Origin of the sequence: Catellatospora sp. NPDC049133 (genome assembly GCF_040648455.1) — a bacterium.
Classification (GTDB): Bacteria; Actinomycetota; Actinomycetes; order Mycobacteriales; family Micromonosporaceae; genus Catellatospora; species Catellatospora aurea.
In genome coordinates this window covers 1-22,479 of record NZ_JBEZDT010000028.1, presented here as the reverse complement: position 1 = coordinate 22,479, position 22,479 = coordinate 1, and the positions used below count along the sequence as shown (strand labels likewise).

Sequence of the window (22,479 nt, the reverse complement as noted above, 5' to 3'; positions counted from 1 at the left end):
CCGCTTCAGCACCAGCCAGTTCGCCCACCCTGCCGGACGCGGAAAGCTTCGCCCAACTTCCGCTGCACCCGGCGCTGCTGGACACCCTCGCGGCGCACGGGCTGACGGTGCCGTCTGCGATCCAGGCTCGCAGCATCGCTGACGCCGTCGCAGGGTGCGACCTGCTCGGCCGGGCGCGCACCGGTTCGGGCAAGACACTGGCATTCGGGCTGCCGATGCTGACCCGCCTGGCGGGGCGCCGGGCCGGCGCACGCCGCCCGCTGGGGCTGGTGCTCGTGCCCACCCGCGAGCTGGCCGCGCAGGTCAGTGCGGCGCTGACCCCATACGCCAGGGCGCTGAACCTGCGCATCGTGACCGTCGTCGGCGGGCTGTCCCTGGTCCGGCAGAGTGAGCAGCTGCGCTCCGGCGCCGAGATCGTGATCGCCACTCCGGGCCGGCTGAACGACCTGGTCGACCGCGGCGACTGCCGGCTCGACCAGGTCGAGATCACCGTGCTCGACGAGGCCGACCAGATGGCTGACATGGGCTTCCTGCCCCAGGTCACCAGTCTGCTGACCGCGACGGCCCAGGGCGGGCAGCGGATGCTGTTCTCGGCCACGCTCGACGGCGACGTCGACCGGCTGGTCCGGCGCTTCCTGAACAACCCGGCCCGGCACGCGGTCGACCCGCCCGCCGGGGCGGTCACCACCATGGAGCACCACCTGCTGCACATCGACGCCGCCGACAAGGACGCCACCACGGCCCACATCGGCGCGCGCGACGGCCGGGTCATCATGTTCGTCAGGACCAAGGACCGCGCGGACCGGGTTGCCCGAGGGCTGCTGGCCAGGGGCGTCACCGCGGCGGCCCTGCACGGCGGCAAGTCGCAGCCGCAGCGCACCCGCATCCTCGACCAGTTCAAGTCGGGCGCGGTCAACGCGCTGATCGCCACAGACCTGGCGGCGCGGGGCATCCACATCGACGACCTCGACCTGGTCGTCAACTACGACCCGCCGAACGACGCCAAGGACTACCTGCACCGCGGCGGCCGCACCGCCCGCGCCGGGCGCACCGGCACCGTCGTCACCCTCGTGGCCGATCACGAACGTCGGGACACCTCCCGCTTGCTCGCCGCCGCAGGAGTCAAAGCGCGCACGACGTCGGTGGCCCCGCACGACCAGGAGCTGTCGCGCATCACCGGCGCGCGTACCCCTTCCGGGATCCCGGCCGTGCTCGCCGCGCCGCGGTCGTCGGCACCCGACGCCGCTCAGCCCGTCCGTCGCTCCCGCCGCAGCCGGAGAACCCGCTGAGCATGGCATCGCAGCACAGGCCGGCCTGTGCCGGACACCGCCACCACCGGTGGTGTCCTGTTGCCTGAGCAGCTGCGCATCCGACTGCAGGCACAGGCCGGCGGGTTTTGCCTGCTCGTCGCCGGCGAAATAGATGTCGCCACCGCGTACCTGCTCGGCAAAGTGACCGGTGCCGTGCTGGCCACCCGCCACACCGCGAATCTGACCATGGACATGTCAGCGGTCACCTTCATCGACGCAGCGGGGATCGCGGCGGTCATCGGCTGCCACCGCCAAGCGGCCCAACACCGGCGGCCGTTTTTCATCGTCAACCCGTCGCGCGCTGTCACAGCCAAGATCGGGCTGTGCGGAGTCGAACATCTGCTCGCCAAGCCGCTCCTACGGCGTCTCGACGCTCAGGCACCGAGAACGGGCCGCGGCGGACACCGCGGCACGCGGCCTCCATCGCCGCGACCACGTACCGCACGCCCGTGACAGTCGGCAGGTGCGTGGGGCCACCGTCACGACGGCCCGCGCACCTGCCCGCCACTGCCCGAGATCAGGAGAGCTGCCCGGGTCAGCTGGTCAAGCCGGACGTGAGAGGTGCAGGACGGCAGTGACCCGCGTGCCGCGCAGGTCGCCGGCGATGGTGACCTCGCTGCTGAACTGGCGGATGATCAATAGGCTGCGGCCTCCGCCGGACTTTACCGAGACCTGCTGGGCGCTGGCTTGGTCGGGGTTCACGATACCGAGGCCGTTGTCGGTGACCTCGCGGTGCAGCGCGTCACCGACGCGCCAAAGCCGCAGACGACCTCCGCCATCACCGTGGCGGATCGCGTTGGCGGCCGGTTCTGTTGCCACGACGAGGATTTGCTCCGCTGTTCGGCAGCCTTGCCGTCCTCGGCGGCGTGCGCGCTGACAGCGGCCCGGAGCCGTCCGGTGCCGTGAACCCGCAGACGAGTTCCGTGCCGGTCGCCGGAAACGCCCGATCCTGCGCTGCCTGTGGGTCGGCGGCGGTCATGGCGCGCTCCCAAGCGCAGCCCGGCGTCGGCCGCCCCGATGACGTCGAAGACCATCGCCACTTTCCGGGAGCACTCCTCGGCGGTCACCGGCTGGCCCGCCAAACCAGCCGCCTCGGAAGATCAGCGGCGGCCCTCCTTGGTCGGGGTGCGGCTTCGCCAGAACCCGACTGGTGGTGCGTCAGCGCGCGGCCAGGCCGTGGTGCCGGGCGACGGCAGCTGCGAGTCTGCGTCCGGCCTGTCGCGCGGCTCGACCGCGCTTTCGACCTGGCCCGGCCCCTGGGCGTGTTCTCGCTTCAAGCCGCGATCTCGGCCTGCCACGCCCGCGCGGCGACATTCGCGGTCACCGACTGGGTCGCCATCCTCGCGCTCTACGACGCACTCACCCAGATCGCCCGGTCACCGGTCGTGGAGCTCAACCGCGCGGTCGCCGTACTCCACGTCGACGGACCCGAAGCCGCACTCGCCACGACCCGACCACTGCTCGCCGACCGCCGGATGGCCGGCTACCACCTGCTGGGCGCGGTGCGCGGGGACATCCTCACCCGGCTCGGCCGCCACGCCGTGGCCGCAGCCGAGCTGGAACGCGCGGCCGAGCTCGCACCGACCAGGCAGGAGCGGCAGCTCCTCCTCGGCCGCATGGCGCAGGCGCTCGCCGACCGCAACGCCGGCTGCCAGTCCGGCCAGGAGCCGCCGGCGGTTCGCCGCCCGTGACCGGCTGCCGTCCCGCTGGATCGGGCGTGAGCGGGCCAGAGGACGTCACCGCCTGAGCCCGCCTCGACCACGCCGACGGCGGGCAGCCCAGGTGACCAACTTGGCCTGCGCGCACACTGCGGTCGCCACCAGCCCCATCAGCTCATCGGGACTGCGTCGAGCTGCTGCTGGTACAGCGCCACACGTTCCCGGACCGCCTCGTTCGGCGCCGCCGCGTGTGCCTGACCGGCGAGCGCCAGTGCGTCCTGCCAATGCCTTCGTGCCCGCCCCGGATGACCGGCAGCATGGGCCAGCTGCGCCAGTCGCTCATACACCTCGGCCTGCCCGAGCAGGCTACTGGCGTCGTCAGGGTCGAGCACGGCCTGGTGCCGTCGACTGGCCAGCGCCTGCCGATACAGTGTGCGGGCCGCCACCGGATCGCCGCTGTCGCGCAGCCAGTCGCCCAGGCGCAGGCGGGATTCAGCCAGGTCGTGGTGCAGCCGGCCGAGCCGCGGCAACCGGTTGACCAGGCTCTGCGCGACCTCCAGCGATCGTTCGAGGTGGCCGCGGACCTCCTCCGGCTGTCCGTTGGCAAATGTGTAGTCGGCCATGCGGCGCAACGCGATGCCCAGGTCGCGCTGCCCGTCGATGCTGGCGGGGTCGGCGTCGGCCAGCTGCTGAGCCAGCGCCTGCGCGCTCAAGAAATGCTCCTGAGCGCACGACAGGTCGCCGGCGGCCAGGTCCATGTCGCCCAGCCGCCAGTGGGAGGCGAGCAGTCTCCGCCGGGACTCGACGCTGCTCGGGTCGGCCTCGACGAGCCCGGTCGCGACCGAGGCGGCCTCCGCGGTCAGCTGCCGGGCCTGTTCGGCGTCCGGGCCGGTGAATCCGAGCAGGTCGGCGAGGTCGCCGACGCCGTCGAGCAGGTCGGCGAGCAGGACTGCGTTCTGCGGGTCGCCTTCTACCAGCTGCCGCCGGATCTGCAGGGCCTGTTCGACCAGGTCCCTGGCCGCCACGATGTCGCCGTCGGCCTGGTGGACCGCGGCGAGGGTGTCCAGGCAGGCGCTGAGGTCGCGCTGCAGCGCCGGTTCGCCTGACTGCGCGTCGGCCAGGCGCTGCCGGATCTGCAGGGCCTGGCCGGCCGCTTTCAGCGCGGCGCCGGTGTCAGCGCTGTACAGGCTCAGCCGGGCGACCTTGTCCAGGCTCAGGGCCAGGTTGCGCTGGTATGGCACGTCGTCGGGCGCTGCCTCCGACAGCGCCAGGTCGATGGCGAGAGCCTGTTCGTAGTAGGTCCGCGCCCGCGGGATGCGGCCGAGCCGGTGCAGCAGGCGCGCCTGCCCGTCCAGTGCCGCGCTGAGCGCGAGCAGCGCTGCCGCGTCCTGCGGTGCGGCCTGGGCAGCCTGCCCTGCCCGTGCCACCAGCTCCTCGCCTTTGGCCGCGGCGGCGGTGCTGGCGCCGATCGCCTCCAGCGCGTCGCGTTCCCGGCTGAGCAGCGCCGGGTAGGCGGAGTGGCCGTCGGGCAGGGCGGTGGTCACGTCGGCGAGGAACGCCGCGACGGTGTGCTGCCCGCCCAGGCTGGGCAGTGTGGACTCGGCGAACTCCGCCAGCTCGTCGAACCGGCCGGCGGCGGCGAGGTGGTGTACCGCCTCGATGAGGGTCGCGAAGTCGGCCCGGCTGTCGGCGACGATGTGGCGGCACATGGCCGCGGCCCGCTCGTGTCGGCCGAGGCGCGATGCGCCCTGCACCGGCGTCAGGGCCTCGCGCAGCCATGGCTCCACGGCGACCGCCTCACCGCCGGTGACCAGGGTGAGGTCCCGCAGCCGCGCGACGTGACCCGCCGTCTCCGCCTGCTCCTGCTCCGACACCTCCCGGCCCTGCACCGCGTACGCGAGGTCGCCCGGCGACAGCGCCACCCGGCACACCGCCGCCTGCAGCAACGTCTCCCGCTCTACCTCGGACAGCAGGCCCAGCAGGTCGTCGAGCAGCATGTCGCGGGCCGCCAGAGCCACCGCCTGCCGGGTCGCCTCGACAGCGCCGGGCGCGGCGCCGGCCGAGCGGGCAATCGTGATCTGCTCCAGCCTGGCGAGCCTGCGCAGCCGCTCGCCGACCTCGGGCAGCCGGGCCCGGCCGCCGCCGCGCAGCAGCGCGTCGACGAACTCCAGCAGCCGCGGATGGCCACCCGCGACCTGCAGCACCGTCTCGCGATCGGCAGCGGCCAGCTCACGCATCGCGGGCAGCCGCAGCACCATCCGGCGCAGCTCGGCGTCGCCCAGCGGCGGCACCTCGACCCGCAGCAGCGCCACCTCTCCCGGCACCGGATAGCGGCTCGCCACCAGGACCTTGCCGCGCTCCGCGGCCTCGCACAGCGCCGTGAAGGCCCGCGCGAACCCCGGGTCGGCGAAGCCCGCGCCGCCCGCGGTGAGGTTCTGCTCGAAGTCGTCGAACACGACCAGCAGCCGCCGCGTGCGCAGCGCCGCCGTGACCGCATCCAGGGCAAGGGCCTGGTCGCCGTGGTCTCCTTGGTCTGTCCCGGCGGCCGCGTCCGCGATGAGCTGCTCCGGATTCCACAGCCCGTGGTGCACGAGGACCGTCCACGGGTCGTCGACGTCGTCACGCAACCGGTTGACCACACGGCCGGCCAGCGCGCTCTTGCCGATCCCGGCGGCTCCGGTCAACATCACACCGTTGACCAGCGGTGACCTGCCGCCGGAGGGGACCTCGTCACGCAGCACCCGCGACACGTTGCGCAGCAGCGCGCGCCGGCCGACCAGCTCGCCCAGCGACAGGTCGCGCGCGTCCGCGCCGCCGGGCAGCTCCGTCGGGTTGCTCAGCGGCTCGGGCACGGCAGCGGCGTCCCACAGCGGGCCGTCCCCGGCCGCGAACAGCGCCGCCACCGCGTACTCGGGCCGCTGCGGCGCCGGGACGCCCTGCGCGTCGTCGAACAGCGCCGACCTCGCCTCGGCCAGCGCCTCGGCGACCGAGGTGTTCTGCTCGGCAAGCGTTCGGTAGACCCGGGTGATCAGCCCGGTCGCGTACACGTCGGTGACCGTGGTCTGCATCGCGATGACCCGCTCGGCGCCGTGCCGCAGCAGGGTCACCGCCAGGCCCGCGTCCGCGTCCGCCGCGCCCCCGCAGCTGGACAGCACGATCAGCGGCAGTGCCCGCCCGCCGCGCCGCAGCGCCCGCACCAGGTCCTCGGCCTGCACCTCGATCGCGTTGCCGTCCCGGTCCTCCAGCTCCACCCCGTACGGAGATCCGTGCGCGGACAGGTGCAGCACGTGGTACGCGTCGCGCCGCAGCGCTTCGGCGATCTCCTGAGGGCCTGCTGTCTCCAGGATCGTCACCTCGGCCCGGCCCAGTCCACCGACGACCCCGACGATGGCCTGCATCTCGGCCTCGACGTCCAGCGCCGGATTCTCGGTGACCTCGGGCGCCCCGACCGCCACGAGGATCTTCAACGGACCGGGCGACGGCGTGACGGCCAGGTGCGCCACGCCGGCGACGGTCCGGGTCAGGCGTACGCCGTCGACGGTGGCCAGGCTCTGCTGGTCGGTGAGCTGGATCAGCTCGAACGGAAGCTCATGAGCCGCCCCGTCGGCTTCGATCACGACATCCACGACGGTGCCCTCGGCGGCCTTCGTGACCAGGGTGGTGAGCTGGTCGAGACAGTCGGCGTCGAACAGCGCCCCGGACAGCCGCTGCCCGAGCCGCGCCAGCCGCGTCTGCGCGTCGGGCAGGTCCAGCAGCGACCAGACCTCGTCCCGCCCGAACGGCAGTGGTTCGTCCCGCTCGCACAGCAGCGTTCCGGACAGCGTCGTGGCGCAGCGGACCCGGCCGCTCGCCACGCTCACCACCAGGCGCAGCTCGTGGCGGGGCGTCGGATCAGGCGTACCGCAGCGCTCGTGCAGCGCGGCCACCAGGGCGGCGACGCCGCGGCGGCTCAGCGTGCGCAGCCGGAAAAGCGGGACGGAGTGCGCGGACAGGAACGCCGGCAGGTGGCGTACCGTGCCACCGGGCAGCACCACCGGCAGCACCGCGGCCGGGGACTTCTCGCCAGCGGCGGCCAGGTCCGCGATGGCGCAGGCCGCCTGCCGCAGACCCTCGTGCTCGCCGGACGGCTCCCCGGCGGCGGCGATCTCCCGGTAGACCGGCGAGCCGACCACCACGACCGCGGCGGCGGAAGTGAACTCGTCAGGCGAGCCGTCCGGTGCGGATGCCATCCTCGCGTCGAGGCCCGCCGCGCGCAGCAGGATCCAGAGGTCCTGGACCGCGTCGACATGCGCCTCATCGTCAGGGGCGTACGTGATGACGATGTGACCGGCCCGCGCACCGTCGGTGGCGGACCCGTGGACGCCCGGCGTGAACGTGGCGCGGCCCAGCCTGGTGGAACTCATGACCAAACTCCCGATTCCGTCCGTGCGGATGCGGCCCCGCCCGGAACTGGTATGCCGGGAATGTATGCGCCGAAGGTGAGGCAGGTTCCACCGGTATCCGCAATGTCCTCACCGCCCGGCAACGCCGTGGGTCAGCGCTGATCCGACCGGCGTTGTCGCCACGGCCACGAACGCACCGAGCAGCATGCGGTCGCCCCCTACCTAGGTGCGCAGGCAGCCGGTGAACAAGGTCGTTCGTCGCGATCACACCTGCCAGCACACGGGTCCTCCGGCGGCGGGCTGATACCGGAAGTAGCTGCCGGTGCAGTGATGCACGCAGGTGGGCTGCGTCGATCGGAGCGATCGGGTCCAGCCGTTGGAGCAATGTCCGCAGAGCACGCGTCGCGTTGACCGTGCCCGCTCTGCCTCGGCGGTGTGTCTCCGCGGCCGGCCCGCCAGTCCCGTGGCGCGGCGCAGTTCGGAGATCAGTGCCGTCCCGCTCGGCGGCGAGCCTGGTGGCGAGCTCGGCGTCGCCCGTGCGGTCGGCCTCGTCCATCTGCTCCCCGATGCCGGCGAGCCGCTTTCGCCATGCGGTGCGGGCTGCGGTGTCCAGTACGTGTTCGGGCGGGGGTGTCACGAGACCGCCGTGCCCGCCACCAGATCCAGGACGGCGATCTCCTGGCCCGGAGCCGCCACAAGGCTGCGCAGGTGGTGCAGTCCGCGTATGTCGCGCAGGCGCGCCTGTTCCGGGTCGGCATCGATGATCCAGTCGTCGTCGTCGTCACCGTCGCGCCGCAGGCGCCAGACAGCGGCGTCCGCCAGCCCCGATTGCAAGACGACGGACCTAAGCACCAAGTCATGACGTGCCGTGGTCACCAGCATGCACGTCGGTGAGGCCTCTGGTCCGGACGCGCCGGTGGCGCAGGCGACCAGCAGGCCGGTCACGGCGGGGATGACGAGCTTGCCCAACGCCGGCACCGGCGTACCTGCACATTCGTTGACCGACAGCCGATGTGCCCTGGCCCTGCCATCGGCCGCCTGCTCGCACCGACCAGCCGGTCGCCGTGACGGTCCCATAAGACTTGCATCCGGTACCCGGGTACAGGTTTACCGTGAGGTCGTGACCGAGCAAACCCCTGGTCCGGACTTGGCGCCGCAGGCCTGCACCCTGCCGACAGCGCAGCAGCCGCTGCGCCTGGCCGAGATCGACACCCTTTTCACCAACGCCGTCCGCAACGGCGAACGCGTGACCGATACCCACCTGCGCCTCACCTTGACCGGTGGATCCGACCTCGAGGCCACCGTACGTGACCTCGCGGAACGTGAAAGCGACTGCTGCTCGTTCTTCACCTTCAGGATCAGCGCCCACGCACCGGGCCAGGTGACCCTCGACATCGAGGTCCCACCCGCCCACGCCGACGTGCTTTCCGCTCTCGGCCAGCGGGCCGACGCCATACACGACCGGTCATGATCCCGGGACTGCGTAGCGGGGAACTTGCCGAAGCGGCCGGGGTGAACGTGCAGACCCTGCGCTACTACGAGCGCCGCGGGCTGTTGGCCGAACCGGCCCGCAGCCCCGGCGGGCACCGGCTCTACCCCGTCGAGGCGCTGACGCTGCTCCGGGTGATCAAGACGGCGCAGCGGCTCGGATTCACCCTCGACGAGGTCGTCGAACTCGTCGACCTGGGCACCCACCGGCACGGCCGCCGCCGAGACACCAGCCTGCAGAAACGAGCCGCGGCGAAGCTCGCCGAGATCGAGGCGAAGATCGCTGACCTGCAGACCGTCGCCGCCAGCCTGCGTGCCGCACTGGACGCCGGCTGCGATGACCTGGCCACCTGCGCCACCACCGCCTGCTGCCCCGTCCCGCTCGCCGGACTCGACCACGGAGACAACAGATGATCAAAAGACTGCGCACGTTGCTGCCCGGCGGACTCGGCGGGCTCACCGGCCTGGCCTGCGCCCTGTGCTGCGCGATACGGCTGCTGCTGGCCGCAGGCGTACTCGGCGGCGCCGGCTGGGCCGCGCTCGGGCAGATCATGCCGCGGGTGCGGTAGGAGACCTCGTCGCTGAGCGTGAGGGGCTCGTCGGCGAGCAACCCGTACCGGAACGTCGGCTGCAGGCGGCGGCCGGACCAGCCACATCGGGAAGGTCGTGGCCAGGACCCGCCATTCGCCGGGGAGTGCCTCGCGCAGCGTCTGCAGGTCGAGCATCCGCGATGCGTACCAACGTGATGGCACCGCCGGCTTCAGCGTGCTGGGCAGATCGCTCGTCCGGCCCGGGTCGGATCAGCCGGCGGTGGTGCACCGGCCGGTCAGGCGGTCTGCCGTGGTCCGGCGGGCTCGGCGGTGAGACCGCCGACGATCCAGGCGACGAGCTGGTCGGCGAGCCGGTCGGGCGGGACGGCCGCGAGCATTCCGGCGAAGGCGTCGCTGCCCAGGGCGCCCAGGGCGGCGAGCACCGCGGTGTGCCGCAACCACAGTTCCTCCTGGGGCACGTGGGGCACGTGCCGACTGATGCGGTCGAGCAGTTGCCGCTGCACGGGTGCGGCCATCTCGGCGAGCTGCGCGGTGACGGCGGGGGAGGGCTGGTTGAGCGCGTCCTGCAGGATCCGGGAGCGGCGGCGCTGCTTTTCGTCCTGCTCGGCATGGGTGGCGAACGTGGGCAGGACCCAGGCGCGGACCAGGTCTTCAAGCCCGGCGTCCTCGGGCAGCTGCGCCAAACGGGCTCTCTGCTGGTCGTACATCTCGGTGAGGGAGCTGCGGACGACCTCGTCGAGCAGGGCGTCCTTGGAGCCGAAGTGGTAGCCGACCGAGGCGACGTTGGCGCCTGCGGCGTCGGTGATGTCACGCAGCGATATCCGGGCTGCGCCACGCTCGGCGAGCAGGCGTTCGGCCGCCTCGCGCAGTCGGCTCGGGGTGTCTCGCATGACTGTATTCAAGCATCCGCTTGACATCGGCCGTTCCGCCGGGCTTTACTCAAGCGCTTGAGTAAAGCAGTTGTTTGAATCAAGTGTTCGAAAATACTCGGACGGCCGCGTCCGCAGCCTCAGCCTGCCCCAACGGCCACTCCTCACGACCCTACGCAACCCGGCGGGGACCGCGCCCGACCCGACCGACGACAAGGACGTACCATGCACATCGCCGTCATCGCCATGGACACCCGCGGCGGGATCCAGCCCTACGCTGCACTGGCGCTCGGGCTCCACCGGGCGGGCCACGAGGTGCGCCTGCTCGCGCCGGAGGACTTCGCCCCGCGCCTGCGGGCGTACGGCATCGACGTCGTCGCGATGGCCGGCAGCGCCGAACAGGCCGCACGGTCCGCCGCCGGCGTCGCCGAGATGAACCCCGCGCGGCGTACCCGGCTCATGCGGGAGCACACCGCCGACCTCGTGGTCCGGCCGGCCGCGGACATGCTCGCCGCCTGCGCCGACGCCGACCTCATCACCGGCGGCGTCGGCGGGATGGTGGCCGGCCTGCCCGTCGCCGAGAAGCTCGGCGTGCCGTTCGTCGAGTCCCACCTGCAGCCGCTGGGACCGCCCACGGCCGCCTTCCCCGGCGTCCTCACCCCGCGCCTGACCGGCCCCAGCCCGCTCGGCACCCGCCTGGGCCACCGGCTCACCGCCGCGGCGCTGCGGATGCCGTTCGCCCCGGCCACCCGCAAGGTCCGCACGGACGTGCTGGGACTGCCCGCGCAAGCCGACCCGAAGCGCGACCCCCGTCGCGGTCTGCCTGCCGTCTACGGCTACAGCAGGCACGTCGTGCCGGCCGCGCCCGAGTGGGGACCGTACCGACACGTCACCGGATACTGGATGCTGCCCGCCCGAGACGACTGGGCACCGCCCCCGGCGCTGCGGAGCTTCCTCGACGCGGGCCCGGCCCCGGTCTGCATCGGCTTCGGCAGCATGGCGGGCGGGGACCCCGCGGCGCTCACCGAACTCGTGGTCCGCGCCGCCCGGCAGGCGGGCGTACGCGCGGTACTGCTGTCCGGCTGGGGCGGCCTGCAGCAGCCGGCCGACCTCGCCGACGACATCCTCGTCCTCGACGAGGCACCCCACGACCGGCTGCTGCCCCAATGCGCGGCTGTGGTCCACCACGGCGGCGCGGGCACCACCGGTGCCGGGTTCGCCGCCGGCATTCCGCAGGTCGTCGTGCCGTTCGGTGTCGACCAGCCCTTCTGGGCAGCGCGAGTCGCAGCACTCGGGGCCGGCCCGGCGCCGATCGCCCGGCGGCGGCTGACCTCGGCGCGGCTGGCGGCCGCGCTACGGGCGGTTACCGCCGACGGCGGCATGCGCCGCCGCGCCGCCGACCTCGGCGCGCGGGTGCGCGCGGAGGACGGCGTCGGCGCGGCGGTCGCCGTGTTCGACCGCCTGGGCGCTCGGCTGCGCTGACTTCCCCGTCCCGGCCGTGATCCGGCCGGGAGCACCGAACAATCCACCTCACTACCAACACCGCATACGGAGATCTGATGTCCTGGTTGTCCCGGTTGGGCGGCGCCGCCGCCCGCCATCCGGTCCGCGTGATCGTGGGCTTCGTACTACTGCTGTTCGTGCTCGGCGGGGCGGCCGGCGGCGTCGGCGCCGGCTTCACCGATGGTGTCCGCCTACCGGGCACCGGCTCACAGGACGCCGCGGACCTGGTCGGTGACCGGTTTCCCGCCCAGGCGGGGGACACGGCCACGCTCGTGTTCGCCCAGCAGGCGGGTCCCGGGGCGCTGAACCTGCCCGATGACCCGGGCCGAGCCGCGGTCGAGCAGGTCCTCGCCGAGGTCCGCACCCAACCCGACGTCGCGACCGTGACCCCGTTGCAGGTCTCCCCGGACGGGCGGATCGCCTTCACCACGGTGCAGTACACCAAGGTCGCCGCCGACCTGGAGAAGGCGAACCTCGACCGGCTGACGCAGGCGCAGGCCGTGGCCGCCGACGCCGGGCTGGAGACGTCCCTGCGCGGCCCGGTGGTGAACCAGCTGCGCCAGCGCACAGCGCCCATCGGCGAGGTCGTCGGCCTGATCGCCGCGCTCATCCTGGTCAACCTGCTGTTCCGGTCGTTCGCCGCGACAGCGGTCACCCTCGGCGCCGCCGTCCTCGCCCTGATGGTCGGCATGATCTCGCTCACCGTCATCTCCGGCTTCGTCGACGTGCCCAATGTCGCACCGACCATCGCGGTGATGCTGGGCCTGGGCGCCGGCGTCGACTACGCCCTGTTCGTCGTCGCCCGGTTCCGCGACCGGCTGCGCGCAGGCGACGACCCGGTACGCGCCGCCGCCAACGCCAACGGCACCATCGGCGTCTCGGTGCTCACCGCCGGTGCCATCGTGGTCATCAGCATCTGCGGGCTGTACGTCACCGGCATCCCGGTGATCGGGCGCATGGGCATGGCCGCCGCACTCGTGGTCGCCGTCTCGGCGATGACCGCCGTCACCCTAGTACCCGCCCTGCTGCGGCTCGCCGGTCGGCGAGTGCTGCCGCGAGCCGAGCGGGCCCTGCCGGCCCCCGCGACGGCACTGGACTCGGCGGCCGGCGGCGGGGCGGCCGAACGCCGGTCCATGGCCGCCAGGCTGGCCGCGACCGTCGCCCGCCGCCCCGCCCTGTGGGCCGCCGCAGTCACCGTGGCCCTGCTTTCCCTCGCCGCACCCACCCTCGACCTGCAGCTCGGCCAGCCCGACGACGGCACCCGGCCCGCCGGCGACACCATGCGCGTGGCCTACGACCGCCTCGCCGAGGGCTTCGGGCCCGGCTTCAACGGGCCGCTGCTGGTCGCTGTGGACCTGCGGGAGACCACCGACCGCCAGGCCGCGCTGACCCAGCTGGGCACCGCGATCAGCGGCAGCGGCGACGTCGCCGCCGTCACCCCCGCACAGGTCAACCCTGTCGGCGACACCGCGGTGCTGACCGTGATCCCGGACAGCGCACCGCAGGACCGGGCGACGTCCGACCTCGTCGAGTCCCTGCGGGACCAGGTAGCTCCCGCCGCGCTGCGGGGCACCGGAGCACGGGCGTACGTCGGCGGCACGACCGCGACCTTCGACGACCTCGCCACCCGGGTCTCCGGCCGCCTCTGGTTGCTGCTGGCAGTGGTCATCGGCCTGTCGCTGGTCCTGCTCGGCGTCGTCTTCCGCTCCGTGCTGCTACCGGTCGTCAGCGCCGTGCTCAATCTGCTTTCCATCGGCGCGGCCTACGGCGTGGTCACCCTGGCGTTCCAGACCTCCTGGGGAACCAGCCTGCTCGGAGTCGCGGAGCAGCCGATCGTCTCCTTCGTGCCGATGCTGATGTTCGCGATCCTGTTCGGGCTCAGCATGGACTACAACGTGTTCCTGCTGTCGGCCGTCCGTGAGGAGCGGCAGCGCGGCAGCGCCGCGGGGACCGCCGTCGCCCGCGCCGTCGGCCGCACCGCCGGACTCATCGGCACGGCGGGCGCCATCATGACCCTCGTCTTCGTCGGCTTCGTCGCCGACGGCGAGACGGAGGTCAAGATGATCGGCCTCGGCCTCGCCACCGCCGTGCTCATCGACGTCACCCTGGTCCGGCTGGTGCTGGCCCCGGCAGTCCTGGAACTGCTGGGCGAACGAGCCTGGTGGCTGCCGCGCCCGCTGGAGCGCCGCCTGCCGCACGTCGCGCTCGCCGAGCACTGACGCGGCAACCACCGGTCCGGCACCGCCCGAGCTTCACCGCCGAGCGGGCCGCCATGTCCAGGTCTCGTGCAGCGGCCGCAGCGCCGGGCGGCCGCTGCACGAGATGCCCGCCGAGCTCTCCGCGCGCACGGCTGGTGGCCGGACGGTGACCCGGCGGCTGAACGTAGGTCTCACCGCAGACATCGACGTATACGACAGGATGTCCATCCGCAACGTGCTCCAGCGCCAGAGCGTCGAGATCTGGGAGGTCTCGGCGGGGACAAGCTGAACCTGGTGGCGACGCTGGCACCCGGCAGGAGCGTCGACTACGTCGTGCCGGAGTGCGAGAGGAAGCGGCTGATGGCCTTCATTCTCCTCCCAGTCCACGCCCGTCAGAGACGTGGGCACGTTCCTGGGCCACCGGAACTGGTGGGATATGGGCACCTCCGTGTGATCGGCCGCGGTCGTGACGCGGGCGCGGCCACTGCCGCGCCCGCGGCGCCTCCGGTGAATGTCGGCATGGCGACGCCGGGGCGGGCGATCGGATGACAGTTCCGCGCCCCGGTCTCCGTATGATCGTCGTTCATGGTGCGGGTGAACGTCCTGGGCCCGCTGCAGGTGTGGGTCGCGGACCAGCCGGTGGACGCGGGCGCGCCACGACAGCGGGCGGTGCTGGCCCGCCTGGTCGGCGCCGCGGGTGAGGTCGTGTCGACCGACCGCTTCCTCGACGACCTGTGGGAGGGCGAGCCACCGCCCAAGGCGCTGGGCTCGCTGCAGGCCTACGTCTCCAACCTGCGGCGCGTGCTCGAACCCGCCCGCCCCGCACGCACCCCCGCCGGGGTGCTGGTCAGCGCCTCGCCCGGCTACGCGCTTCGGCTGTCACGATCCGATGTGGACGCGTGGCGGTTCGAGGACCTCGTCGCGTCCGCCGCCGACGCGCACGCCCAGGACGATCCGGTACGCGTGGAATCGCTGGTCGACACCGCGCTGGCACTGTGGCGCGGCCCGGCGTACGCGGAGGTCGCCGACGAGCGGTGGGCCCAGCCCGAGGTGGCGCGGATGGAGGAGCTGCGCGCGGTCGCCGTGGAGTACCGGGCCGATGCCGTGCTGCGCCTCGGCCAAGCGATGCGGGTCGTGCCGGACCTGGACCGGCACGTGCGCGCCCATCCGCTGCGGGAGGAGGCGGTGCGGCTGCTGGCGCTGGCCCTCTACCGGTCGGGGCGGCAGGCCGACGCGCTGGCCGTGCTGCGGCGGGCGCGCGAGCGGCTGGCCGACGAGCTGGGCGTCGACCCGGGTCCGGCGCTGCGCGCCCTGGAGGCCGACGTGCTGCGGCAGGCCGCGCACCTCGACACGGCCGCGTCCGGCGTAGCCCGCCGGCCGAAGCCGGTGAACCGGCCGGCACGCCAGGCTGAGCCCGAACGTCTGGTGGGACGCTCAGCGGAGCTGGCCCGGCTGGCCGACGCGGCCGTCCGGGCGCGGTGCGGCGGCTTCCACGTGGTGTGGATCGGCGGTGAACCCGGCGCGGGCAAGAGCGCCCTGGCCGAGGCGTTCGGCGCGGAGACCGGATGGCGTACCGCCGTCGGCCGCTGCCCCGAGGTCGACGGCGCCCCCGCCGCGTGGGCGTGGAGCCAGGTGCTGCGGACCCTGGCGCAGGCCCGGCCGCCCGCCGACAGCCTGGCCGCGTCGCTGTCGCCGCTGCTGGACCCCGACCGCCGGCCCGCCGGGGAACCTGCCGCGGCGGGCCAGTTCTGGCTGGCCCACGCCGTAGGGCAGTACCTGGCCGAGGTGGCCGCAGACGGCCCGCTGCTGGTCGTGCTCGACGACGTGCACCGCGCCGACGAGGAGACGCTGCAGATCCTGCGCCAGGTCGCCGGGCAGCTGACCGCGTCGCCGATCCTGATGCTGGCCGCGTACCGCTCGACCGAGGTCTCCGACCACCTGGGACCGACGTGGGCGGCGCTGGCCGGTCCGCGCGCGGAGACGGTCGAGCTGGCGGGGCTGAGCCCGGCCGACGGCGTCGCACTGCTGCGCCGCCACAGCGGCGTCGACCTCGACGACGGCGCGGCACGGAAGCTCGCCGAGCGCACCGGCGGCAACCCGCTGTTCGTCCAGGAGACCGCGCGCCTGATCGCGGCCGAAGGACCCCCGGCCGCAGCCGACGCGGTCCCGGCCGGGGTGCGCAGCGTGCTGCGCCGTCGCATCGCCCGCCTGCCCGCCAAAGCCCAGACCGTGCTGCGCAACGCCGCCGTCGTGGGCCGCGACGTCGACGTCGACCTGCTGCTGGCCGCCGAGGGTGCCGACGAGGACACCGTCCTGGACGGGCTGGAGGCCGCCGTCCTCACCGGGCTGCTCGTCGAACCCTCGCCCGGCCGGGTGCGCTTCGCCCACGCGCTGGTCCTCGACACGCTGTACCAGGACACGCCGCTGCTGCGGCGTACCCGCCTGCACGCGCGGGTGCTGGCGGCCCTGGAACGGACCCGCCCCGCCGACGTCGCGGCCCTGGCCCGGCACGCCCTCGCCGCCGGGCCCGAGGGTGCCCGGTCGGCGGTCGGCTACGCCGCCACGGCCGCCCGCCACGCCGGACGCCTCTACGCCTACCGGGAGGCCGCGTCACTGCTGACCCGGGCACTCGACGTCCTCGACGCCGCCCGCGACGACGATCCGGCGGCGCGCCTGGACCTGCTGTGCGAACTGGTGTCGGCGCAGGCGCACGCCGGTGCGGTCGCGGCGGCGCGGCAGACCCGCCAGCGCGCCGTCGCCGCGGCCCGCGCGGTCGGGGACCCGGTGGCCACGGCACGCGCACTGGGCGCCTTCGACGCACCCGTGACCTGGACCGTACGCGAGAACGGGGTGCTCGACCGGCCCGTGGTCGACGATGTCGAGGCGGCGCTCACGCTGCTGCCGCCCGGTGTCGACGAGGTCCGCTGCCGGCTGCTGACCACCCTTGTCTTCGAGGTCGAGGGGATGGACCAGGACCGGGCCGAATCGGCCAGCGCCCAGGCGCTGGAACTGGCCCGGGCCTCCGGCGACGCGCACCTGCTGTGCCTGGCCCTCAACGCCCGCTACTTCGCCGCGCTCGCGCCGCAGCGCAACCACGAGATCGAGGCGCTGGGCGAGGAGTTGCTCGCGGTGAGCTCCGCGGCCGGGCTCCTGGGCTTCCAGGCTCAGGCACACCACGTCCTGTGCCTGGCCCAGCTCGGCCGCAACGACCTTGACGCGGCCAGGGCCCACGTGGACCGGGCGGTGGAGCACTCCACGACCGGGCAGCTCGGCCTCACCCTGGCCATCCTGCACATGTTCGACGCGCTGCGCGCGCTCGTGGCGGGACGGTTCGACGAGGCCGAGCGCCGCTACACCGAACTGGCCGCCGAGATCGGCCGGCACGGCGGCGTCAGCGCGCACGCGTTCGCGATACTCGGCCAGTTCTTCGTCCGGCTCGCCGCCGGCCGCGCCAACGAGTCCGCGGACGCCCTGCACGGCTTCCATGAGGTGCTGCCGACGGCGGAGATCAACGAGATGCTCGTCCGCGCGCTGGTCGCCGCGGGCCGCGCCGACGAGGCCCGCACGGTGTGGCGGCCGTCGCTGGAGATCGGTGCCGGGTACTACTGGCTGCTGTTCATGGCGGTGCGCGCGGACAACGCGGTCCTGCTGCAGGATCACGCGACCGCTGCGGCCTGCTATGACGCGCTGCTGCCCTGGGCGGGCCGGGTGGCCGGGCTGTCCAGCGGATCCCTGGCCGCCGGGCCGGTCGACCTCGCGCTGGCCGGCCTGGCACGGCTCGCCGGCAGCGACGACGACGCCGCCCGCCACTACCGCGACGCCGCACAGCTCGCCGAAAGCCTCGGCAGCGGGCACTGGGCCGACCGGGCGCAAGCAGGCCTTCACCTGCTCTGACCGAAGATGAGCCGCTCGCGGCGGCGGTGGACGGGGCGCAGCAACAGCAGCGCCACCCGCAGCACCGGTCCCGCCAGGGCGTGCAGCTCCGCCAGCTCGTCCGGCGCCGCGAACCGCTCGATGCGCGGCAGGTCGAACCACGGATCGCCCGCCAGGCGTGCAGCCGCCTCGACCCGCCGCCAGTCCGCCGCCGACACGTACCGCTCCACCAGGGGCAGGACCGTGCGCTCCTCCTCCTCGATGTGCTCGTCCAGCAGGTCCCGCAGGCCTTCCAGCACCTGCGCGAGCCGCCGTGCGGCGACGCGGTCGGACGGCGCCGCGGCGAACGCGGTCACCGCCGCGCGGACCTGGTCCAGCAGCGACTCCAGCGCGCGGTGGTCGTCGCTCAGCTCGGCGAGGTCGACCTCGGCCCCGGCGGCGCGGTCGATCACGGGCCACAGGTGACGGTCCTCGATGTCGTGGTGGAGATGCACGCCGTCGCAGACGCGGCACACGTAGTCGGCAAGGGCCGCCGCCCGGCGCCGGTCGCAGACGACGACCCCGGCACCGATACGCCCGGCGAGATCGGCCAGGCGCCGCGCGTCGCCGCGCATCGCGCGGTGGGCCAGGCGGAAGCCCAGCGGCTGGGGACGCTCGATAGGGGCAGCAGGCACGGTCGCTCTCCTCGCTGTTCGGCATGCCGATGTCGCCGCCACCGTGACGCCGCCGGCTTGGCGACGACTTGGCGGGCTCGTCAGGTGCGGCACAAGTCGATCCCAAGTCCCCGCCAAGTGGCCGGCGCGACGCTGATCCGGCCGGGACGCCCCCGGCATCGTCGGAAACGAGGAGTTCCTGATGCGTAACCATGACCAGTCGATGCGGACCCGCGTCCGCGCGGGCGGCCTCACCATCAACCACAGCGCGGCGGTCACCGCGCGTCCGGCCGGCCAGGCCGAGGACGGCGTCGCCACCTCCCACGCCACGGCGGCGCGCAGCCAGGCCGAAGCGGGTGGGCTGGCGACCAACCACAGCCAGGCGGTGGCCCTGCGTACCCGGCTGAACGCCGGTGGCTCACACCTGAACCACAGCCAGTCGATCGCCCGCCAGAGCTGACATCCGATCGCCGGGCCGGCGCCGAGCCGCGCCGGCCCGCAACCGCAGAAAGAGAGAGACCGATGAACGACACCCTCACCACCGCGACCGGCACCAGCGAGCACGCCAGGAGAGAGACGAACACGCTCGGCATGCGCCGCCTGGCCGCGTACCTGGTCGGCATCGGAGCCGTCCTGTTCGCGGCCGGCAACGCGATGCACCCGCTGCGGCACGACACCGCCGCGTACGCGTCGCCGACCTGGGAGGCGGCACACCTCACCTTCGCCCTCGGCGGGATGCTGGTCGCGGCCGGCCTGCCGATGCTCATCGCCGTGGGCGGCTTTGTGCGTCCCCACTGGATGGTGACGGCCTCGGCCTTGGTGTCCGCGGTCGCCTTCGCCGGGTTCGGCCCCGGGGCCTGGTTCGAGGCGTTCATCGCACCGATGCCCGGTGGCGTGCGCGAGCAGGTCGAAGCCGGGCCGGGCGAGGCTGTCAACGCCGTGCTCGGGTTCGCCTGGTTGCTGGCCACCCTGGTCTACGGCATCGGCCTGATCTGGCGCGGCGACCAGCGCGGCGTGCGAGCGGCCGGTGGCGCCCTGGTCGCCGCGGTCGTGGTCATGGTCGTCTTCCCGGGCCTGCCCGGGGCCGAAGGCCTGTGGATCATCCCGGCGACGGTCGTGGTGTCGCTGGCCCACCTGGCCACGGCGCTGCTCGCGACGCGTCCGGCCGCCGCGGCGCGGGCCGCCTGAGATGGACCTGACCGCGTACGCGGTGCTGCTGCACGACGAGGCGCTGCGGGAACGTGACGCGCACCGCCACACGCGGACGATCGACCTGTGTCGGCAGTCGCTGGAGCTATTCGAGGAGCACTGCGGCACGGGTCATCCCGACGTGGCCAATGTGCTGACACTGCTGGCCTCGGCATACGACGAGACCGGCGCGCACGTGATCGCCGAGGCGCACCATCGGCGGGCGGTGGCGGTCCTGGCCGCACTGCCCGCCGAGGGCGAGCTGCTGCGCCTGCACATCGAGGCGGCCACGGCGTTCGGCGGCTGCCTGCGCCGCCAGGGCCGGTACCGCGAAGCCGAGGGTGCCCTCCGCCAGGCGCTGGCCCTCGCGGAGGGTGCGTCCTCAGATCTGGACCGGGTGCCGGTCTGGAACGAGCTGGGCGTGCTGGCCAAGTTCGCCGGGCGCCTCGACGACGCCGAGGCCGCCTATGCGCTCGCCATCAGCACCCTGGAGGCGGCTCACGGCCCGGATGATCCCCGGCTGGCGGCCCTCTGCCACAACCTGGCCGGGCTGGCGCACAGCCGGGGCGAGTTCGCGGCGGGGGAGCGGTGGGCACGGCGGTCGCTCGCCCTGCACCGCGCCGGTCATCCGGCCGGACACCCGGCGATCGTCGCCGACGAGGCACACCTGGCCGCACTGCTGCACGCCCAGGGCCGACACGGCGAGGCGGAACCGCTGCTGCGGCACGCGATCGCGTACTTCACGCACCGGCACGGTCCCGAGCACCACGAGGTGGCCGTCAACCTGCACAACCTCGCCTCGGTGCGGGCCGCGCTGGGGGACCTGGCCGAGAGCGAGGTGCTCTACCGCGCGGCGCTGGCGGGCAAGCGGGCGTCGCTCGGGGCGGAGCATCCGGACACCGCGCTGACGCTGCACAACCTGGCTGTCGTCGTCGCCGACCGCGGTGATACGTCCGAGGCGTATGTGCTGGCCGAGCGGGCGTACCGCATCCTCGCCGCAACCGTGGACGGCGGGCATCCGGCGCTGGCGGCCGCCGCGGACAACCGTCGGCGGCTCCGCGTCCCGTCCTGACCGGATGGCTCGAACATGCGACGGTGGTTCGGGGGATCGGTATGGCGAACAGGCCGGTGATCGTGCCGTCGGTGAACTCGCGGCCGAACAGCGCCCGTTCCTGCTCTCCCCGGCTGGCGGTCACCTGACCGGAGTGATGCTGCCCGTCGACTGCGGCGCGCTTGGCACGCTCTGACCCCGGTGTCGCCGGTCAGACCAGCACTCCGCCGCCGTCGACGAGGATCGACGTGCCGGTCGCCATCGGCTGCTCCATCGCGTACAGGTAGGCCAGGGCCACCTCGGACGGCTCGCCGACCCGGCCCACGGGCAGCGTCGCGGCGACGCTGTCGTACATCGCCTGCCGTTCCTGTTCGGACATGGCCGCCCACAGCGGGCTGCGGGTGACCCCGGGCGCGACCAGGTTGACCCGGATCGGGGCGAGTTCCAGGGCCAGCTCGCGGGTCAGCGCCTCCATCGCGCCGCAGATGCTGGCCCCCAGCGCCCAGCCAGGCCCTGGACGCTGCCCGGCGCTGCCGCCCGTCAGCACGATCGAGCCGGTCCGCGGCAGCGCGCCGGCTGCGGCCACCGCGCGCACGGTGGCCAGAGCGCCGAAGTAGCGGGTCTCCCAGAAGCCGTGGGCGACCTCCGGCGTCAGGTCGGCCAGCATGGTGAGCCGCAGCGGCTCACCCGCCGTGTACACCAGGTGGTCGATCGGCCCGGTCCGCTCGACCAGCCCGGCGATCGAGTCCGGATCGGTCACGTCGACTGTCGCGCCCTGCGCGCCGGCGGGCAGCAGGCTCAGCGCCCGGTCCACGCCGGCGCGCCTGCCGGACACGACGATCGGGACGGCTCCCCGCTCGGCGACGGCCTGCGCGACCGCCAGGCCGAGCCCGGAGGTGCCACCCACCAGCAGGACGCGCGTGCCCTCGAACGCCATGACCCCCATCTTCGCGCATCGACCCGCCGGGCGGGCGCGTATCCGACCGGCTCCCGCCTGCGGCCTTGCACGGCGGGTGGGTGGTGTACGAGCAGGTGGACGTGGTCGGTTTCGCCCTTGAACGCACGTAGCTCGGCACCGAAGTCGGCACCCGGTGCCCGGGCGGCGGCGGGGCCGATATGGCCCACCTATTCCATGAGACCTGTACCTTCAACGCCCGACCACACCGACGGCGGGCAGCTCCTGCGACCAACTTGGCCTGCGCGGACACTGCGGTCGCCGACCAGCCCTTTCAGCGCACCGGGACTGCGTCGAGCTGCTGCTGGTACAGCGCTACACAGTGATCGAGTGACGGTACTGGGCCGGAATGGTGACACCCTCGCGGTGCGCATCACCGAGGCCGGGGGCGGCGCGCTGCTGTACGAGTCGGGCCAGGTCGAACTCGACAACGGCAACCTGAACGTCGGCTAGCCCGCCGCTAACTCACCATTTTCCGTTCGGGCCGTGAGTCGAGTACACCGCTCATGGACACCTTGACCCGCCCGACGCCAGAGCGGCGAAGTCGCCGGTGGTCTTGTGCTCGTCACCCGTTGCGATCGTGATCGTCGACCTGGCGTTTGTCGGCTGGCCCGGAGGCGGCACTCGTGGAGCGCCGTGCTGTTGTGGCGTGTCGCCAGTGTTGGTCATGAACGAACGCGGTTACCGCAGGCGCAGTCCTTTGATCAGCAGTCCGACCATGCGCCGTGCATCGTAGCGGGGGCTGTCGGCACCTATGCACAGGTTGCCGACGCCGCGCATCAGCCCATACGCGTCGAGGT

At 73.4% G+C, this 22,479-nt stretch carries 19 protein-coding genes and 1 pseudogene; 13 read left to right on the top strand and 7 right to left on the bottom strand.

Annotated features, from left to right (window positions below):
* The first annotated feature begins 107 nt into the window (after nt 1-107).
* Entirely contained in the window at nt 108-1,289 is a 1,182-nt protein-coding gene (locus AB0B35_RS28390; protein WP_361050776.1) for a DEAD/DEAH box helicase, read from the top strand.
* Nucleotides 1,290-1,316: 27 nt separating this feature from the next.
* Nucleotides 1,317-1,763, top strand: a complete 447-nt coding sequence (locus tag AB0B35_RS28385) for an STAS domain-containing protein (RefSeq protein ID WP_361050773.1) — start codon at nt 1,317-1,319, stop codon at nt 1,761-1,763.
* A gap of 90 nt (nt 1,764-1,853) precedes the next feature.
* Here the strand turns inward: AB0B35_RS28385 and AB0B35_RS28380 are convergent, their stop codons facing one another.
* Nucleotides 1,854-2,258, bottom strand: a complete 405-nt coding sequence (locus tag AB0B35_RS28380) for an ATP-binding protein (protein WP_361050993.1) — start codon at nt 2,256-2,258, stop codon at nt 1,854-1,856.
* Nucleotides 2,259-2,572: 314 nt separating this feature from the next.
* Here AB0B35_RS28380 and AB0B35_RS28375 point away from each other — a divergent pair, with 314 nt between their 5' ends.
* Nucleotides 2,573-3,001: a hypothetical protein gene (locus AB0B35_RS28375; RefSeq protein WP_361050770.1), complete on the top strand. Its 429-nt coding sequence runs from the start codon at nt 2,573-2,575 to the stop codon at nt 2,999-3,001.
* Nucleotides 3,002-3,138: 137 nt separating this feature from the next.
* Here the strand turns inward: AB0B35_RS28375 and AB0B35_RS28370 are convergent, their stop codons facing one another.
* A complete protein-coding gene (locus tag AB0B35_RS28370; RefSeq protein WP_361050767.1) occupies nt 3,139-7,371 on the bottom strand; it encodes a CHAT domain-containing protein in 4,233 nt (1,410 codons plus the stop codon).
* Nucleotides 7,372-7,983: 612 nt separating this feature from the next.
* Entirely contained in the window at nt 7,984-8,319 is a 336-nt protein-coding gene (locus tag AB0B35_RS28365) for a hypothetical protein (protein ID WP_361050764.1), read from the bottom strand.
* Between the two features lie 151 nt (nt 8,320-8,470).
* Between AB0B35_RS28365 and AB0B35_RS28360 the strand changes: the two genes are divergently transcribed.
* From AB0B35_RS28360 to AB0B35_RS28350, 3 genes are read left to right on the top strand one after another with little or no spacing between them, the layout of a single operon-like run.
* Nucleotides 8,471-8,821: a hypothetical protein gene (locus AB0B35_RS28360; RefSeq protein WP_361050762.1), complete on the top strand. Its 351-nt coding sequence runs from the start codon at nt 8,471-8,473 to the stop codon at nt 8,819-8,821.
* Nucleotides 8,818-9,252 (top strand): MerR family transcriptional regulator, encoded by a 435-nt coding sequence (locus AB0B35_RS28355; protein WP_361050760.1) that lies wholly within the window; start codon nt 8,818-8,820, stop codon nt 9,250-9,252. Before AB0B35_RS28360 ends, AB0B35_RS28355 begins: the two co-directional genes overlap by 4 nt.
* On the top strand, nt 9,249-9,407 hold the full coding sequence (locus AB0B35_RS28350) for a hypothetical protein (RefSeq protein WP_361050757.1): 159 nt from the start codon (nt 9,249-9,251) through the stop codon (nt 9,405-9,407). Before AB0B35_RS28355 ends, AB0B35_RS28350 begins: the two co-directional genes overlap by 4 nt.
* A gap of 257 nt (nt 9,408-9,664) precedes the next feature.
* Here AB0B35_RS28350 and AB0B35_RS28345 read toward each other — a convergent pair whose 3' ends face one another.
* Entirely contained in the window at nt 9,665-10,279 is a 615-nt protein-coding gene (locus AB0B35_RS28345; protein ID WP_361050754.1) for a TetR/AcrR family transcriptional regulator, read from the bottom strand.
* A gap of 204 nt (nt 10,280-10,483) precedes the next feature.
* Between AB0B35_RS28345 and AB0B35_RS28340 the strand changes: the two genes are divergently transcribed.
* The 3 genes from AB0B35_RS28340 (at nt 10,484) to AB0B35_RS28330 (ending at nt 17,853) form a co-directional block, all read left to right on the top strand.
* Nucleotides 10,484-11,740, top strand: a complete 1,257-nt coding sequence (locus tag AB0B35_RS28340) for a glycosyltransferase (protein ID WP_361050751.1) — start codon at nt 10,484-10,486, stop codon at nt 11,738-11,740.
* 77 nt (nt 11,741-11,817) lie between these two features.
* Nucleotides 11,818-13,980 (top strand): MMPL family transporter, encoded by a 2,163-nt coding sequence (locus AB0B35_RS28335; protein WP_361050748.1) that lies wholly within the window; start codon nt 11,818-11,820, stop codon nt 13,978-13,980.
* Between the two features lie 564 nt (nt 13,981-14,544).
* Entirely contained in the window at nt 14,545-17,853 is a 3,309-nt protein-coding gene (locus AB0B35_RS28330; protein WP_361050745.1) for a BTAD domain-containing putative transcriptional regulator, read from the top strand.
* Here the strand turns inward: AB0B35_RS28330 and AB0B35_RS28325 are convergent.
* Entirely contained in the window at nt 17,841-18,506 is a 666-nt protein-coding gene (locus AB0B35_RS28325) for a hemerythrin domain-containing protein (protein WP_361050742.1), read from the bottom strand. The genes AB0B35_RS28330 and AB0B35_RS28325 overlap by 13 nt on opposite strands.
* Before the next feature lie 181 nt (nt 18,507-18,687).
* Between AB0B35_RS28325 and AB0B35_RS28320 the strand changes: the two genes are divergently transcribed.
* The 3 genes from AB0B35_RS28320 (at nt 18,688) to AB0B35_RS28310 (ending at nt 20,745) form a co-directional block, all read left to right on the top strand.
* Entirely contained in the window at nt 18,688-18,945 is a 258-nt protein-coding gene (locus AB0B35_RS28320) for a hypothetical protein (RefSeq protein WP_361050740.1), read from the top strand.
* Between the two features lie 62 nt (nt 18,946-19,007).
* Complete coding sequence (locus AB0B35_RS28315; protein WP_361050737.1) at nt 19,008-19,673, top strand: hypothetical protein; 666 nt, start codon at nt 19,008-19,010, stop codon at nt 19,671-19,673.
* Between the two features lies 1 nt (nt 19,674).
* Nucleotides 19,675-20,745, top strand: a complete 1,071-nt coding sequence (locus tag AB0B35_RS28310) for a tetratricopeptide repeat protein (RefSeq protein WP_361050734.1) — start codon at nt 19,675-19,677, stop codon at nt 20,743-20,745.
* A 190-nt stretch (nt 20,746-20,935) separates the two neighbouring features.
* Here the strand turns inward: AB0B35_RS28310 and AB0B35_RS28305 are convergent, their stop codons facing one another.
* Nucleotides 20,936-21,661 (bottom strand): SDR family oxidoreductase, encoded by a 726-nt coding sequence (locus AB0B35_RS28305; RefSeq protein WP_361050731.1) that lies wholly within the window; start codon nt 21,659-21,661, stop codon nt 20,936-20,938.
* A 348-nt stretch (nt 21,662-22,009) separates the two neighbouring features.
* On the opposite strand from AB0B35_RS28305, the gene AB0B35_RS28300 reads away from it, so the two are divergent.
* Nucleotides 22,010-22,132 (top strand): hypothetical protein, encoded by a 123-nt coding sequence (locus AB0B35_RS28300; protein ID WP_361050728.1) that lies wholly within the window; start codon nt 22,010-22,012, stop codon nt 22,130-22,132.
* 228 nt (nt 22,133-22,360) lie between these two features.
* Here AB0B35_RS28300 and AB0B35_RS28295 read toward each other — a convergent pair.
* A pseudogene (locus AB0B35_RS28295) lies at nt 22,361-22,479 on the bottom strand (TetR family transcriptional regulator); the annotation flags it as partial.